The sequence below is a fragment of the Streptomyces chengmaiensis genome (genome assembly GCF_029846775.1).
Taxonomy (GTDB): domain Bacteria; phylum Actinomycetota; class Actinomycetes; order Streptomycetales; family Streptomycetaceae; genus Streptomyces; species Streptomyces chengmaiensis.
Genome location: NZ_JARWBG010000034.1, coordinates 63,545 through 77,957, shown reverse-complemented (window position 1 = coordinate 77,957; position 14,413 = coordinate 63,545). Strand labels below are relative to the sequence as shown.

Annotated in this window: 13 protein-coding genes and 1 pseudogene; 7 read left to right on the top strand and 7 right to left on the bottom strand. The window is 69.8% G+C overall.

All coding sequences use genetic code 11. The features are described from left to right. Positions 1-126: 126 nt before the first annotated feature. From QCN29_RS25035 to recX, 3 genes are all read left to right on the top strand, one after another. A complete protein-coding gene (locus tag QCN29_RS25035; RefSeq protein WP_318036738.1) occupies positions 127-1,236 on the top strand; it encodes an AI-2E family transporter in 1,110 nt (369 codons plus the stop codon). A gap of 240 nt (positions 1,237-1,476) precedes the next feature. Continuing rightward, complete coding sequence (gene recA / locus QCN29_RS25030; RefSeq protein ID WP_279930953.1) at positions 1,477-2,604, top strand: recombinase RecA; 1,128 nt, start codon at positions 1,477-1,479, stop codon at positions 2,602-2,604. 3 nt (positions 2,605-2,607) lie between these two features. Beyond that, the gene (recX, locus tag QCN29_RS25025) at positions 2,608-3,180 is read left to right on the top strand and encodes a recombination regulator RecX (RefSeq protein WP_279930952.1); all 573 of its coding nucleotides are present in this window, start codon (positions 2,608-2,610) and stop codon (positions 3,178-3,180) included. A gap of 202 nt (positions 3,181-3,382) precedes the next feature. On the opposite strand, the gene QCN29_RS25020 is transcribed toward recX, so the two are convergent. Beyond that, positions 3,383-3,565: a hypothetical protein gene (locus tag QCN29_RS25020; RefSeq protein WP_279930951.1), complete on the bottom strand. Its 183-nt coding sequence runs from the start codon at positions 3,563-3,565 to the stop codon at positions 3,383-3,385. 112 nt (positions 3,566-3,677) lie between these two features. Between QCN29_RS25020 and QCN29_RS25015 the strand changes: the two genes are divergently transcribed. Further along, complete coding sequence (locus QCN29_RS25015) at positions 3,678-4,850, top strand: helix-turn-helix transcriptional regulator (RefSeq protein WP_279930949.1); 1,173 nt, start codon at positions 3,678-3,680, stop codon at positions 4,848-4,850. Positions 4,851-4,921: 71 nt separating this feature from the next. Here the strand turns inward: QCN29_RS25015 and QCN29_RS25010 are convergent, their stop codons facing one another. The 5 genes from QCN29_RS25010 to QCN29_RS24990 all read right to left on the bottom strand — a co-directional run bounded on the left by QCN29_RS25010 (position 4,922) and on the right by QCN29_RS24990 (position 10,047). After that, positions 4,922-6,517 (bottom strand): FAD-dependent monooxygenase, encoded by a 1,596-nt coding sequence (locus QCN29_RS25010; RefSeq protein ID WP_279930947.1) that lies wholly within the window; start codon positions 6,515-6,517, stop codon positions 4,922-4,924. A gap of 188 nt (positions 6,518-6,705) precedes the next feature. Beyond that, entirely contained in the window at positions 6,706-7,587 is an 882-nt protein-coding gene (locus tag QCN29_RS25005) for an amino acid ABC transporter permease (RefSeq protein ID WP_279930946.1), read from the bottom strand. Continuing rightward, positions 7,584-8,258, bottom strand: coding sequence for an amino acid ABC transporter permease (locus tag QCN29_RS25000; RefSeq protein WP_279930945.1), 675 nt, complete (start codon positions 8,256-8,258; stop codon positions 7,584-7,586). The genes QCN29_RS25005 and QCN29_RS25000 overlap by 4 nt, the downstream gene beginning before the upstream one ends. A 77-nt stretch (positions 8,259-8,335) precedes the next feature. Beyond that, a complete protein-coding gene (locus QCN29_RS24995) occupies positions 8,336-9,163 on the bottom strand; it encodes a glutamate ABC transporter substrate-binding protein (protein ID WP_279930943.1) in 828 nt (275 codons plus the stop codon). An 89-nt stretch (positions 9,164-9,252) separates the two neighbouring features. Beyond that, complete coding sequence (locus tag QCN29_RS24990; RefSeq protein WP_240137911.1) at positions 9,253-10,047, bottom strand: amino acid ABC transporter ATP-binding protein; 795 nt, start codon at positions 10,045-10,047, stop codon at positions 9,253-9,255. Positions 10,048-10,391: 344 nt separating this feature from the next. On the opposite strand from QCN29_RS24990, the gene QCN29_RS24985 reads away from it, so the two are divergent. After that, the gene (locus QCN29_RS24985; RefSeq protein WP_279930940.1) at positions 10,392-11,114 is read left to right on the top strand and encodes a response regulator transcription factor; all 723 of its coding nucleotides are present in this window, start codon (positions 10,392-10,394) and stop codon (positions 11,112-11,114) included. Between the two features lie 19 nt (positions 11,115-11,133). Further along, positions 11,134-12,612: a sensor histidine kinase gene (locus QCN29_RS24980; RefSeq protein ID WP_279930939.1), complete on the top strand. Its 1,479-nt coding sequence runs from the start codon at positions 11,134-11,136 to the stop codon at positions 12,610-12,612. Between the two features lie 150 nt (positions 12,613-12,762). Here QCN29_RS24980 and QCN29_RS24975 read toward each other — a convergent pair whose 3' ends face one another. Continuing rightward, positions 12,763-13,806, bottom strand: coding sequence for a TAXI family TRAP transporter solute-binding subunit (locus QCN29_RS24975; RefSeq protein ID WP_240137908.1), 1,044 nt, complete (start codon positions 13,804-13,806; stop codon positions 12,763-12,765). Between the two features lie 186 nt (positions 13,807-13,992). Here QCN29_RS24975 and QCN29_RS24970 point away from each other — a divergent pair. After that, positions 13,993-14,310 (top strand): annotated as a pseudogene (locus QCN29_RS24970) (RICIN domain-containing protein); the annotation flags it as partial. Positions 14,311-14,413 lie beyond the last annotated feature (103 nt).

Here is a 14,413-nt window from a genome sequence, read left to right as displayed (position 1 = left end):
CCCCGCGCGCCGGGCGGCGCCGCGTCCGCGGGAGTGCGCGCCTCGGTGCCTGCCCAGGGGCATGCGCCGACGCCGCCGCCTCCGCCGCCGCCCGGGACCGCCACCGGGGCGGCCGGCCCGGTCCGGATGCCCCGCTGGCTGCCGCGCGCGATGATCCTCGCACTCGCCCTCTACGCCTGCTTCCAGCTCGGCAGCTGGGCCTTCCACCAGCTCATCGGGCTGCTCATCAACATCCTCATCGCCTTCTTCCTGGCGCTGGCCGTAGAGCCGGCGGTCGGGCGGATGGCGGAGCGGGGCATGCGGCGCGGACTCGCCACCTTCCTGGTGTTCCTGGGCGTGCTCGTCGCAGGGATCGGCTTCGTGGTGCTGCTCGGCTCGATGCTGGCCGGGCAGATCGTCGAGATGGTGGAGCGCTTCCCCCGCTATCTCGACGACGTGATCAACTGGATCAACCAGACCTTCCACACCGAGCTCTCCCGGGTGGAGGTGCAGGACAGCCTGTTGCGCTCCGACTGGCTGCGCAAGTACGTCGAGGACAGCGCCAGCGGAGTGCTCGACGTCTCGACCACCGTGCTCGGCGGGCTGTTCAAACTGCTGACGATCTTCCTGTTCTCGTTCTACTTCGCGGCCGACGGGCCCCGGCTGCGGCGTGCGCTGTGCTCCGTGCTGCCGCCGACCAGGCAGGCCGAGGTGCTGCGCGCCTGGGAGATCGCCGTCGACAAGACGGGCGGCTATCTCTACTCCCGCGGGCTGATGGCCCTGATCTCCGGAGGCGCGCACTACATCCTGCTGGAGATCCTCGAAGTGCCGTACGCGCCGGCGCTCGCGGTCTGGGTCGGGCTGGTCTCGCAGTTCATCCCGACCATCGGCACCTATCTGGCGGGCGCGCTGCCGATGCTGATCGCCTTCCCGGTCAACCCCTGGTACTCGCTGTGGGTGCTCGGCTTCGTCGTGGTCTACCAGCAGTTCGAGAACTATGTGCTGCAGCCCAAGCTCACCGCCAAGACGGTGGACATCCACCCGGCGGTCGCCTTCGGCTCGGTCGTCGCGGGCACGGCGCTGCTGGGTGCGGTGGGCGCGCTGATCGCGATCCCGGCGGTGGCCACGCTCCAGGCGTTCCTGGGGGCGTATGTGAAGCGGTACGACGTGACGGACGACCCCCGGGTGCAGGGGCGCCGCAGACGGGCCCCCGGCCGCAGGGCGCTCGCACGGGCACGCAGGGCGCTGCGCCGCTGACCGGAGCCGTGGAGCGGGTGACCGGAGCCGTGGAGCGGGAGACCGGAACTGCCGAGCGGGCTCTGCAGAAGCGCCCGGCGCGGGTGCGTGTGGCGCGCTTGACACCAAAATCGAACATCTATTCTTATGGATTCCGGCCGCGGTTGTCCACAGGCTGGAAGGCGTCGGGGCCCATTGTCAGTGGCAGGGGTTAGCGTCTTTGACGTGAAGCGATCGACTCAAGCAAACCGGGTGGAACCCATGGCAGGAACCGACCGCGAGAAGGCGCTCGACGCCGCGCTCGCGCAGATTGAACGGCAATTCGGCAAGGGCGCCGTGATGCGCATGGGCGAGCGGTCGAAGGAGCCCATCGAGGTCATCCCGACCGGTTCGACCGCGCTTGACGTCGCGCTCGGCGTCGGCGGGCTGCCGCGCGGCCGCGTGGTGGAGATCTACGGCCCGGAGTCCTCCGGCAAGACGACTCTGACCCTGCACGCGGTGGCCAACGCGCAGAAGGCCGGCGGCCAGGTCGCCTTCGTCGACGCGGAGCACGCCCTCGACCCCGAGTACGCCAAGAAGCTCGGCGTCGACATCGACAATCTGATCCTGTCCCAGCCCGACAACGGCGAGCAGGCGCTGGAGATCGTGGACATGCTGGTCCGCTCCGGCGCCCTGGACCTGATCGTCATCGACTCCGTCGCTGCCCTGGTGCCCCGCGCCGAGATCGAGGGCGAGATGGGCGACTCGCACGTGGGTCTGCAGGCGCGGCTGATGAGCCAGGCGCTGCGGAAGATCACCAGCGCGCTGAACCAGTCGAAGACCACCGCGATCTTCATCAACCAGCTCCGCGAGAAGATCGGCGTGATGTTCGGCTCCCCGGAGACCACGACCGGTGGCCGTGCGCTGAAGTTCTACGCCTCCGTGCGCATCGACATCCGCCGTATCGAGACCCTCAAGGACGGCACCGAGGCGGTCGGCAACCGCACCCGCTGCAAGGTCGTCAAGAACAAGGTCGCGCCGCCCTTCAAGCAGGCCGAGTTCGACATCCTCTACGGTCAGGGCATCAGCCGCGAGGGCGGCCTGATCGACATGGGCGTGGAGCACGGCTTCGTCCGCAAGGCCGGCGCCTGGTACACCTACGAGGGCGACCAGCTCGGCCAGGGCAAGGAGAACGCCCGCAACTTCCTCAAGGACAACCCCGACCTCGCAAACGAGATCGAGAAGAAGATCAAGGAGAAGCTGGGCGTCGGCGTCATGCCGGACGCGTCGGATGCCGAGCATGGCGCGGACGCCGCCGGCGCGACCACCTCCGCCGAGAACGCGGCGAAGCCGGCGCCCGCGTCCGCCGCCAAGGCCAAGTCGGCCAAGTCGGCGGCAGCCAAGGGCTAGCGCATGCCCCGGCGAACCGAATGGCCGGGTGACAGCCCCGACTCGTCGAGGGCCGAGACGGAGCTGTCACCCCAGGATCCGGCGGAGCGGGCGCGGGCGATCTGCCTGCGCCTGCTCACCGGCACGCCGCGCACCCGCAAGCAGCTCGCCGACGCGCTGCACAAGCGGGAGGTCCCCGATGAGGTGGCCGAGGAGGTCCTCTCCCGCTTCGAGGACGTCGGACTGATCAACGACGCGGCGTTCGCGGGCGCCTGGGTGGAGTCCCGGCACCATGGACGTGGACTGGCCAGACGTGCCCTCGCCCGCGAGCTGCGGACCAAGGGCGTGGACTCCGCGCTGATCGACGAGGCGGTCGGACGGCTCGACTCCGAGCAGGAGGAGGAACGGGCCCGCGAGCTGGTCGCCCGCAGACTCCCCGCCACCCGCGGCCTCGACCGCGACCGCCGCGTGCGCCGCCTCGCCGGCATGCTCGCCCGCAAGGGCTACCCGGAAGGCCTGGCGCTCCGAGTGGTCCGCCAGGCGCTCGAAGCGGAGGGGGAGTCACTGGACGACCTCCCGGAGCCCGAGGCGCTCTGATGTCTGTCGCCGTCCGGCGGCGGGGGCTTGTGGCAGGCGCACGCGCACCGGAGTGTGAACGCCGGCCGCTCACCGGCCCGCCGAGTGCCGCTGGCGTAGACGTCCTGCGGGTGGCAGAGAAAGTGCTCGCCCATCTCGCACTCACCAGACCGACCGGAACGCTCCGCGTCCGCCCGTACGCGGACGACTGACCGGCGGCCGCTCACCGCTCGCCTCCCGCGCAGCGGCAGCACCGGCAGGCGGGCCAAGCCAGCGACAGAGCGGCCGGACTGTCGGCCACGGGCCGGTACGCCAGATCGGCGACGCGGGCATGATGTCGGCCGTCGACGCGGGGCCGGTACAGCAGTCTCGCCCGCACGGCGAGCACACGGATAAGGTCGGTCATGTCGACCTGCTCTCTCAGGTTGGCCACTGCCCCGGGGCCCTGCCAGGCCGCCGGGGTCCTTGTGTCCCCGCCATCCTTGCCACCGGGCGTGCGCAAAGGGAGTTGACCGCCGTTGACGGCTACTCTGGAGACGACGGTCAACACCAGGGGGCACACGATGACCGCCGATTTCGGAACCCGGCTCCGCGCACTGCTCGCAGACAGGGGAATGAGCATGCGCGGCGCTGCCCGTGCTCTGAGATACGACGTGGCGTATCTGTCCCGCGTCGTCAACGGCCGCCAACACCCTTCAGCGCAGTTGGCCGCAGCGCTCGACGAACTGCTGGACGCAGACGGGCAATTGGCGGCACTCGCTGAGCGCGTTACGCCGCCCGCCTGCCCCGACGGCGAGCCCCCCGGCCCGGCCTCAGACATTGCGCGCATGCAGGAAAGCGCCGCGTACCTGCTCGTACACGCCGACCGGTACGGCGGAGACACGGTTGCCCCCGCTGCCGTCCAGGTCTGGCGATCCGCGCAGAGCAGACTCGACTCGGGAGAGATTCCGGACAAGGCCCAGCGACGCTATCTGGCGGCCGTCTCCCAAGCCGCCCAAGTCGCCGGGTGGCTCCTCTTCGACGCAGGCGGCTGGGATGCCGCCCGCAGGGCGTTTCTCGAAGCACACATGCTCGCCAGGCATGCAGGCGACAGGCCGAGGCAGTGGTTCGCCCTCGATATGCTCGCCATGCTCGACACGGAGCTCAGCCGACCGGGCGAGACGCGGCGCATCGCAGAGGAGCTGTTGTCCGAGCGCCGCATCCCGCCGCGCGTAGCACTCTTGGCGCACATGAGACGTGGCAGAGCCCATGCCCAAGCAGGAGACCGCAGGCACGCTCTGGCGGATCTCGACGCGGCTCATGGTGGGCTGGAGGAATCCCTGCACCCCCGTGACCCCGAGTGGACATGGTGGGTCAACCACCGCGAAGTCACAGGCCACGCCGGACACGCGCTGCTGAGTCTTGGAAGCCCCGACGCGGCAGTCCGCAAGCTCCGATCCGTTCTTCCACAAGCCACACCCCGGGGCGTCATGCTGTACCGCATCGAGCTCCTGCGCAGCTACGCGACAGCCAGGGCGTGGAGCGAAGCCGAAGAAGAGCTACAGAAGATCACAACACTCCTCGGCCAGATCAGGTCTGGCAGAAACCGACACCTGCTGCAGGAAGCCCTGAGGACCGTCGATGCGGCCTCGGGGGCCCCTGCCCGACTGCTGGCCTTGTCCGGAGAAGCAGCCGCCAGCGTCGCTGGCTGAGCCATGTTGCGGGGTGGGAGCTCCCCACGCGCTCGGGTGCCGGGGGAGGGAGACACCCACCCCACACCCCGTCAGGTGACGTCCGCCGTGCGGTCCGTGCGGGCCGCGGCAGGCGCGCCGCCGCGGACGGCGTCGGCTGCGCCGTACAACTCCGCCGGACGCACACCGGCGAACGCCGCGGCCAGATGCCCGTCCGGCCGCACCAGCAGCACGGTGTGCGCCGACGCCCCCGGATAGCTCTCCGTCACCAGCAGCTCCGCCCGCATCGGCAGCGCCGCCACCGCCGCCGCCAGCCGCGGCATGACGCCCGCGGAGACCCAGTGCCGCCGGTCCCACACACCTGTGCCCGGTGCGACGAGCACCACGAGCAGCCGGCCCTGCCCCAGCCGCTCCCACAGGCGCGCGCTGCTGCCGTCGGGTGCGGTCACCCGTACGTCGTCTGCCGGGGCCCCTGCCTCCGTGCCGACCGCCGTCTGGGAGGAGGCGTACTCGGGTGCAAGAGGCGAGTGCGCATGGACGGGCGGCGCGCCGAGCGGCCCCTGCCCCAGATGAGCTTCGCTCAGCAGGGAGTCATGGGTCCGTGCCGCGCCCGGCACACAGCCCCGCAGCCCCCCGCCGCCCCGCAGTATCGGCAGCCACTGGTCGGCGGCCCGCAGTCGGCTCGCCACCGCGGCTCGCCGCTCCGCCTGGTAGCTGTCGAGCAGTGTCTCCGAGGTGCCGTGGTGCCGGCACTGGGCCAGCTTCCATGCGAGGTTGTCGGCGTCCCGCAGCCCTTCGTCCAGCCCGTGGGTGCCCACGGCCCCGAGCAGATGCGCCGCGTCCCCCGCGAGGAACGCCCGCCCCACCCGCCAGCGCCGTGCCAGCCGGTGGTGCAGGGTGTGCACTCCGGTGTCCAGAAGGTCGTACGGCGGGATCTCGCCGCACCAGCCGGCCAGGGTGTCCCGCACCCGCGCCACCAGTGCGTCGGGGGTGACCAGTTCTCCTCGCGGCGGCAGCAGCCAGTCGATCCGCCAGACGCCGTCCGGAAGCGGCCGGGCCGTGATCTCCTCGCCGCCCGAGCGCCACGGCGGCCGGCGGTGCAGCAACGCCTCACCGGGCCAGGGCAGTTCGGCGCGCAGCGCGGCCACGGCATGCCGTTCCACCGCGGTCCGGCCGGGGAAGCGGATGCCGAGGAGCTTGCGCACGGTGGAGCGCGCCCCGTCGCAGCCCACCAGATGGCTGCCGCGCCACCATGCGTCCTCGGACCCGCGGGTGTGCACGGTCACGCCCGTGTCGTCCTGTTCCAGCGAGTCGAGTCGGCTCTCGGAGACCAGCCGGATCAGCCGGTGGGATTCGGCCGCGCTGCGCAGCCCCCGTGTCAGGGCGTGCTGCGGAATGTGCAGAGGGGCCGGGGCGACCCGGTCCCCCAGAGGCACGCTGCGCGCGGTCTGGCCGCGCCGCAGCAGCCGCCATCCGGTCCAGCGGACGCCCTCGTCACGCACCGTCGTACAACCGAGGCGTTCCACCAGGGCGGCCATGTCGGGGCGCAGCACCGCCGTACGGGCGGGGCGCGACTCGTCCGCGGCCGACCCCTCGTCGAGCACAACCGACGGCACCGCCTGGCGGGCGAGCGCAAGGGAGAGGGTGAGCCCGACGGGGCCGGCGCCGACGACGATCACCGGGTCCATGGCGCGGCTCCCGGGGCCCGGCGGTTCATACGGGGAGGTACGGAGGGAGCCCGGTGCTTGATCACAGAACGTATGCAACCCACTGCCGGTGTCCGCGTCAAGTGACGGGGCCTCAGACGCCGCTGGCGGCACACGGGAAGGGGCGGCAGCGCCGTCGCCACCGCCCCTTGCCGCTCTCCGTCAGTCCGTCAGGCGGCGCCGCCGCCCATTCCGGCGTCGACCGTCTTGATGTCGACGACCGCGCCACTGCCCTTCTTCGCCTGCCGGATCCGGCCCTCCAGCCAGCCGGCGAGGCTGGTGAGTGCGAAGTTGACGATGATGTACAGTCCGGCGATCACGGTGAGTGCGGCAATGGTGTTCGCACCGTAGTTCGCCGGGATGTTGCGGGTCTGCGTCATCAGTTCCGGGAGGCCGAGGAGGGCGCCGCCGAGCGCCGTGTCCTTGACGATCACGACCAGCTGGCTGACCAGCGCCGGCAGCATGGCCGTCACGGCCTGCGGCAGCAGCACGAAGGTCATGGTCTGGCCCTTGCGCATGCCGATGGCCTTCGCCGCGTCGGTCTGGCCGCGGGGCAGGGACAGGATGCCCGCCCTTACGATCTCGGCGATGACCGAGGCGTTGTACAGGACCAGGCCGGTCACCACCGCGTACAGCGGCCGGATGTCCGACGAGATCGTCGTGAACTGCACGAACAGCGCGCTGGCGAACACCATCATCAGCAGCACCGGGATGGCGCGGAAGAACTCGACCACGGCCCCGACGGGCACCCGGATCCAGGCGTGGTCGGAGAGCCTGGCGATGCCGAGCAGCGCACCCAGAGGCAGCGCGATCACCAGTGCGAGGGCGGCCGCCTTGGCGGTCTCCCACAGGCCGGGCAGCAGATAGGTGGTCCACACCTGGGAGTCCGTGAAGAACGGGCTCCACTTCTCCGCCGTCAGCTGGTCCTTGTCGGCCATCTTGGCCAGCACCCACCAGGCGGCGAGCGCGAAGACCACAAGGAAGACGGCCGTGTAGACGTAGTTGCGCCCCTTGGCCTTGGGGCCGGGGGAGTCATACAGAACGGAGCTCATCGCTTCACCGCCACACGCTTGGACACCCAGCCGAGCAGCAGGCCGGTGGGGAGGGTCAGAACGATGAAGCCGAAGGCGAAGACGCCGAAGACGGTGAAGAGCGCCTGGGCCTCGTTCTCGACCATTTCCTTCATCAGGAGTGCGGCCTCGCCGACGCCGATCGCCGCTGCCACGGTCGTGTTCTTCGTCAGTGCGATCAGCACGTTCGCCAGCGGAGTGACGGCCGAGCGGAACGCCTGGGGCAGCACGATCAGCCTCAGCACCTGGGTGAAGCTCAGCCCCAGGGCACGGGCCGCCTCGGCCTGGCCCACCGGCACCGTGTTGATGCCGGAGCGCAGCGCCTCACAGACGAAGGTGCCGGTGTAGGCGGTGAGGCCCAGGACGGCGAGCCGGAACCCGATGTCCTTGAAGTTGTCGGCGCCGAGGTTGATGCCCAGCGTCTGGCTGAGACCCAGCGAACAGCCGATGATGATGATCGTCAGCGGAGTGTTGCGGACGACGTTGACATAGCCGGTTCCGAAGGACCGCATCAGCGGCACCGGACTGACCCGCATGCCGACCAGCAGCGTTCCCCATATCAGGGAACCAATCGCTGAGTAGAGGGTGAGCTGAACGGTCACCCAGAAGGCGCCGAGCAGGTCGTACTGCCCGGAATCAAGAAAGTCGAACACGTTGCCCCGCGCTCTCCCGTGGTCGGATGGTGGTGCGCGCCGCCGGCCGCTGTGGCCGGCGGCGCGTCACCGCTGCCTCAGCTGGCCTCGGTGATCTCCGGGGCGGGCTCGTTCTTGTAGTTGGCCGGGCCGAAGTTCGCCTTCACGAACTTGTCCCAGGAGCCATCGGACTTCATCTTCTCCAGAGCCTTGTTGATCTTGCTGTGGAGGTCCTTGTCGCCCTTCTTGAGTCCGATGCCGTAGTTCTCGTCGCTCATCTTCAGGCCGACGAGCTTGAACTTGCCCTGGTGCTGCTGCTGCGCGGCGAAGCCGGCCAGGATGGAGTCATCGGTGGTAAGGGCGTCGACGGCGCCGTTCTCCAGGCCGGTCAGGCACTCCGAGTATCCGCCGAGCTGCTGCAGGTCGGCCTTGGGCGCCAGCTTGTTCTTGACGTTCTGCGCCGAGGTGGAGCCGGTCACCGAGCACAGCTTCTTGCTGTTGAGGTCCTCGACCTTGGTGATGGAGGAGTCATCGGCGCGGACCAGCAGGTCCTGATGGGCCAGCAGGTACGGGCCGGCGAAGTCGACCTCCTGCTTGCGCTTGTCGGTGATCGAGTAGGTGGCGACCACGAACTTCACATCGCCGTTCTTGATCAGGTTCTCGCGCTCGGCGCTGGGGGCCTGCTTCCAGACGATGTCCGAGGCCTCGTAGCCCAGCTCCTTGGCGACGTACGTGGCGACGTCGACGTCGAAGCCGGTGTACTTGCCGTCAGGCGTCTTCAGGCCGAGGCCGGGCTGGTCGAACTTGATGCCAATGGTGATCTTGTCACCGCCGCTGCCCGAGTCCTCGCCGGAGCCGCAGGCCGTGGCGGCCAGGGAGAGGGTCAGAACGGCGGCGACGGCCGCGCTTGCCTTGTGGAGCTTCATGGGTGAACTTCCCTCGGATAGATCGATCGATGGTGAGCTGTCCTGTCGAACTGCGCATCAGCGCCGGCCGGATGCGGCCGGCACTGTGATCAGTGGTGAAGGATCTTCGACAGGAAGTCCTTGGCCCGGTCGCTGCGCGGGTTGTTGAAGAACTCATCGGGGGTCGCCTCTTCGACGATCCTGCCGTCCGCCATGAACACCACGCGGTTGGCGGCGGAGCGGGCGAAGCCCATCTCATGGGTGACGACCACCATCGTCATCCCGTCCCGCGCCAGCTGCTGCATGACCTCGAGAACCTCGTTGATCATCTCGGGGTCCAGGGCGGAGGTCGGCTCGTCGAAGAGCATGACCTTGGGGTCCATCGCCAACGCCCGGGCGATGGCGACGCGTTGCTGCTGACCGCCGGAGAGCTGCGCCGGGTACTTGTCCGCCTGGGAGCCCACTCCCACGCGGTCGAGCAGCGCCCGGGCCTTCTCCTCGGCCGTCTTCTTGTCGGTCTTGCGGACTTTGAGCTGCCCCAGCGTCACGTTCTCCAGCACCGTCTTGTGTGCGAAGAGATTGAACGACTGGAACACCATCCCGACGTCGGCGCGCAGCCGGGCGAGCTCCCTGCCCTCCTGGGGCAGCGCCTTCCCGTCGATCGTGATCGCACCGGAGTCAATGGTCTCCAGGCGGTTGATCGTGCGGCACAGCGTGGACTTCCCGGACCCCGACGGTCCGATCACGACCACGACCTCGCCGCGGGCGATCGTCAGGTCGATGTCCTGGAGCACATGCAACGCGCCGAAGTGCTTGTTGACACAGCTCAGCACGACCAGGTCGCCCGACGCGGGAACGGCGTCCCCTGCATCCCCGGCGTCCTTGGTCACTGATACTCCGCTCATCGGCTCTTGCTCCGTCCTCCTCGGTTGGAAGGGGACAGTAATCACCGTGTCCGACCAGCGTCAGCACATCTGAGCGGAAATTGAGCATAACGATCCGGCTGCGGCCGGGCACTCTGCGTTAAGGGGCGAGAGGTTGGAGTACCGGGTGCATAACGGATATCGCCCCGCAACGGGAAGCCCCTTGACTGCATGGCGGGCATCGGACTTGATGCCCCTGGGTGCATTGCCGTCCGATGCCGGACAACGGATGACCAACCGCGTGTGCACCACAGCACCGGATGACCATGAACCGCACACCGGGTGAAGATGACGACCGCGCGAACGGAAGAGGGAGAGGGGCCGTCATGAGACTGCTGCTCGTGGAGGACGACAACCATGTCGCCGCCGCGCTCTCCGCCGTGCTCGCACGCCATGGCTTCACGGTGGTGCACGCGCGCAACGGCGAGGAGGCGCTGCACTCCGTCCTGCCCGCCAAGAACGAGGGCAAGCCCCCCTTCGGGGTCATCCTGCTGGACCTCGGCCTGCCCGACCAGGACGGCTACCAGGTCTGCGGAAAGATCAGAAAGCTCACCTCCACCCCCGTGATCATGGTTACCGCGCGCTCAGATGTGCGCTCGCGGATACACGGACTCAACATCGGCGCGGACGACTATGTCGTCAAGCCCTATGACACGGGAGAACTGCTGGCCCGCATCCACGCGGTCAGCCGGCGCACCGCCGCCGGAGACGACGTCGGGCCGGGCCCCGAGGAGCAGGCGCTGCGGCTCGGCGCCGTCACCGTCGAACTCCCGACGCGGCGCGTCAGCGTCGACGGCGAGACGGTCCAGCTCACCCGCAAGGAGTTCGATCTGCTGGCGCTGCTCGCGCAGCGGCCCGGCGTCGTCTTCCGCCGGGAGCAGATCATCAGCGAGGTGTGGCGGACGAGCTGGGAGGGGACGGGACGCACGCTTGAGGTACATGTGGCCTCGCTGCGCTCCAAGCTCCGGATGCCCTCCCTCATAGAGACCGTGCGCGGCATCGGCTACCGCCTCGTGGCGCCGGTGTCCGGCGTGGCGGCCGGCGACTGACCAAGGCCCGCAGACCCCCGTGCGCACCCGACTTCTCCCTCTGCTCATCGTCCTCATGGCGGGCGTGCTGCTGGCGCTCGGCTTCCCGCTCGCCGTCAGCCTCGCCGCGGCGCAGCAGCAACAGGTCGTCGTCGACCGGATCGACGACACCGTGCGCTTCGCGGCCCTGGCGCAGTTCGTCACCGAGGGGCCCGCCCTCGACGAGCGGCGCGCCACACTTCAGGCGCAGCTCGACCGCTACCACGACACGTACGGCATCAAGGCGGGCGTCTTCTACTACAACGACTCCACGATGGCCCGCGCCCCGCAGGACTGGTGGGTGCCCGAGACCGGCGACAGCCGGGAGGCGTTCCAGGAGGCGCTGTCCGGGCGGCGCAGCTCGGACCCTCCGCAGGTCTGGCCCTGGCAGACCGACGCCCGGCTCGTCGTCGCCTCGCCCGTGGTGCGGGACGGCGACGTCGTCGCCGTCGTTTTCACCGACTCGCCCACCGACCAACTGCGCTCGCGGGTGGTGCGCGGCTGGCTGCTGATCGTCGCGGGCGAGTCCGCGGCGATGCTGCTCGCCGTGGGCGCGGCCTTCCGGCTCACGGGCTGGGTGCTGCGGCCCGTGCGCATCCTTGACGCGGCCACCCACGACATAGCGACCGGCCGGATGAAGTCGCGCGTCGCGGCGGCGAGCGGCCCCCCGGAGCTGCGCAGGCTCGCCCGCTCCTTCAACGAGATGGCCGACAACGTCGAAGAGGTCCTCGAACAGCAGCGTGCCTTCGTCGCCGACGCCTCCCACCAACTGCGCAACCCCCTGGCCGCACTGCTGCTGCGCATCGAGCTCCTCGCGCTCGAACTGCCTGCGGGAAACGAGGAGATCGGCTCGGTGCGCACCGAGGGCAAGCGGTTGGCGCAGGTGCTGGACGATCTTCTCGATCTGGCGTTGGCGGAGCATGCCGCTGCGGACCTGCAACTGGTCGACGTGGGCGAGCTCGCCGCCGAGCGGGTCTCGGCCTGGCGTCCGCTGGCCGACGAGCGCGGCGTCCGGCTCAGCGACCTGACGGCCCCCGTCGCCGCTTGGGCCGACCCCGTCGCGCTCTCCAGCGTCCTGGACGCGGTGATCGACAATGCGCTGAAGTTCACTCCGCGAGGTGAAGAGGTCTCCGTCTCCGCAGCCGCCCACGGCGAGGTGTCGCGAATCGTCGTCGAGGACCACGGCCCCGGCCTGACCGATGAGGAGTTGGCCCGCATCGGCGACCGCTTCTGGCGCAGCGGCCGGCATCAGAACGTCAAAGGCTCGGGACTCGGGCTGTCCATCTCGCGCGCCCTGCTGTCGGCGGGCGGAGGCTCGCTCTCCTACGCCCACCGGGAGCCGCATGGCCTGCGGGTGACGGTCGCCGTCCCCCGTATGGCCCCGGACGACACCGCCGCGCAGAAGGAGGAGGGTACGGGCAGGCGCGGTCATGCCCGGGCCGCGGGCGGGCGTGCGCCTCAGGGCGTGGTCGAGCGGTAGCCCACAGCGCGGTGGCCGAGCAGTAGCCCAGGTCCGGCGGAGTGGCAGCCCTCGGGACGTGGTGGAACGGCAGCCCTCAGCGCGGTGGCCGTGCAGTGGCCCCAGGTCCGGCGGAGTGGCAGCCCTTGGGACGTGGTGGAACGACAGCCCTCAGGGCTTGACCGAGCGGTAGTAGTGCCGGGCCCCCCGGTGCAGCGGCAGCGGGTCCGTATACACCGCGGTACGCAGATCCACGCGCTGGGCCGGGTGGACCGACTGGCCTATGCCGTCCCGGCTGTTGATCACCGTGCGGGTGACCCCTTCGGCCATCTCCGGGTCCATCCGATCAGTCGTCACCAGCAGATTCGCCACCGCCACCGTCGGCACGGCCTGGCCGTCCTGCACATGGAAGTACGCATTCGGCTGTATCACGGCTGAGCGGTAGTGGCTCGTGGGATCGCCGACCGTGTGCAGCCGCTCCACAAGCTCCTCCTCCAGAGGCACCAGCCGGATCGAGAATCGCTCCGAAAGCTGCTGCACCGTCCCGGTGGGCAGCCCGCCCGACCAGAAGAACGCATCTATCTCGCCGCGCTCCAGCCGGCCCGGCAGCGTATCCAGGCCCTCCGGAACAGGGGTGATGTCGTTCTTGGGATCAAGGCCCGCCGCCTTCAGCAGTCGGTCGGCGATGATCCGTACCCCCGAGCCGTCATGTCCTACGCCGACCCGCTTGCCCTTCAGGTCACGCGCCGACTTCACATCCGACGCCATGGGCACGATCAGCTGCACATAGTCGTCGTAGAGCCGGGCGCAGCCGCGCAGCTCCTCCGCGCCCGGCAGCCCGTCCCGCTTGTACTTTGCGACGGCGTCGGCAGTGGCGATGGTGAAGTCCGCCTCGCCGGACGTCACCCGGGCCAGATTCTGCTGCGAGCCCTCGCTGGTCCGCAGTGCTATGTCCACATCCGGCAGATCACGGCCGAGGGCGTCCTTCAGCAGCGTCCCGTACCGCTGGTAGACGCCCTTGCTCACTCCTGTGCTGAAGACGAGGGACCCGCTCGGCGACGACGCCCCGAACGGCAGCACCCACCACAGCAGCAGCCCGGACACCACGAGCCCGGCAACCGCGCCGGTCAGCGCACGGCGGCGGCTGAGGCGGCGGAACACCGGGAGAGCGGTGAATGCAGTGAACGCCGAGAGCGCTCGGGACGCCGAGGACATGCAGCGATCCTGCCAGCTCACTCCCTGTGATGGCCAGGCCTTGGCTGGATGTAGCCAGAAGCGGAGGATCCGGCATCGTCCCAGACAACGCGCATGTCGGGCCGAGGGCGCCCGCCCCCCCCGGCCCGACACGGAGTGTGATCACTTCGGCACGCGTCGAGTGTCAGCCTCGTCCGCTGTCTCGACGACAGCCTCGACGAGAAGCTGCGCACCTACAAGTGCAACGGGATGAGCTACCAGTGGTGGACCGTCCACACCCTCGCCGACGGCACGCACCGGCTGAGGAACCATGCCACGGGGCGGTGCCTGGACGACGGGAGCTCAGGGCTGCGCGCCGTGCCGCGCGGCTCCTCCGCCCCCGCGTCTCAGACCTGGTCGGTGACCGTCTGGGACGATGAGTCGGTCGAGGTGCGGAGCGGGGTGACGCGCAGGTGCCTGGACGACAGCGGCAGCGGCCTGCGGACGCTCGCCTGTGACCGGACCAGTCGGCAGAAGTGGGGCTGACGGGGTTTCCCGGCGCTCAGCACTCAGCCGCCCGCCGCACCTGTCCGGCGTCCCCCGGCCGTCCCCCGGCGTCCCCCGGCCGTCTGCCGTCCGACGCGGAGTC

Coding starts and splice junctions, on each gene's coding strand:
- QCN29_RS25035 (WP_318036738.1), top strand. CDS start 127: ATGCCCCGCTGGCTGCCGCGCGCGATGATCCTCGCACTCGCCCTCTAC.
- recA (WP_279930953.1), top strand. CDS start 1,477: ATGGCAGGAACCGACCGCGAGAAGGCGCTCGACGCCGCGCTCGCGCAG.
- recX (WP_279930952.1), top strand. CDS start 2,608: ATGCCCCGGCGAACCGAATGGCCGGGTGACAGCCCCGACTCGTCGAGG.
- QCN29_RS25020 (WP_279930951.1), bottom strand. CDS start 3,565: ATGACCGACCTTATCCGTGTGCTCGCCGTGCGGGCGAGACTGCTGTAC.
- QCN29_RS25010 (WP_279930947.1), bottom strand. CDS start 6,517: ATGGACCCGGTGATCGTCGTCGGCGCCGGCCCCGTCGGGCTCACCCTC.
- QCN29_RS25005 (WP_279930946.1), bottom strand. CDS start 7,587: ATGAGCTCCGTTCTGTATGACTCCCCCGGCCCCAAGGCCAAGGGGCGC.
- QCN29_RS24995 (WP_279930943.1), bottom strand. CDS start 9,163: ATGAAGCTCCACAAGGCAAGCGCGGCCGTCGCCGCCGTTCTGACCCTC.
- QCN29_RS24990 (WP_240137911.1), bottom strand. CDS start 10,047: ATGAGCGGAGTATCAGTGACCAAGGACGCCGGGGATGCAGGGGACGCC.
- QCN29_RS24985 (WP_279930940.1), top strand. CDS start 10,392: ATGAGACTGCTGCTCGTGGAGGACGACAACCATGTCGCCGCCGCGCTC.
- QCN29_RS24975 (WP_240137908.1), bottom strand. CDS start 13,806: ATGTCCTCGGCGTCCCGAGCGCTCTCGGCGTTCACTGCATTCACCGCT.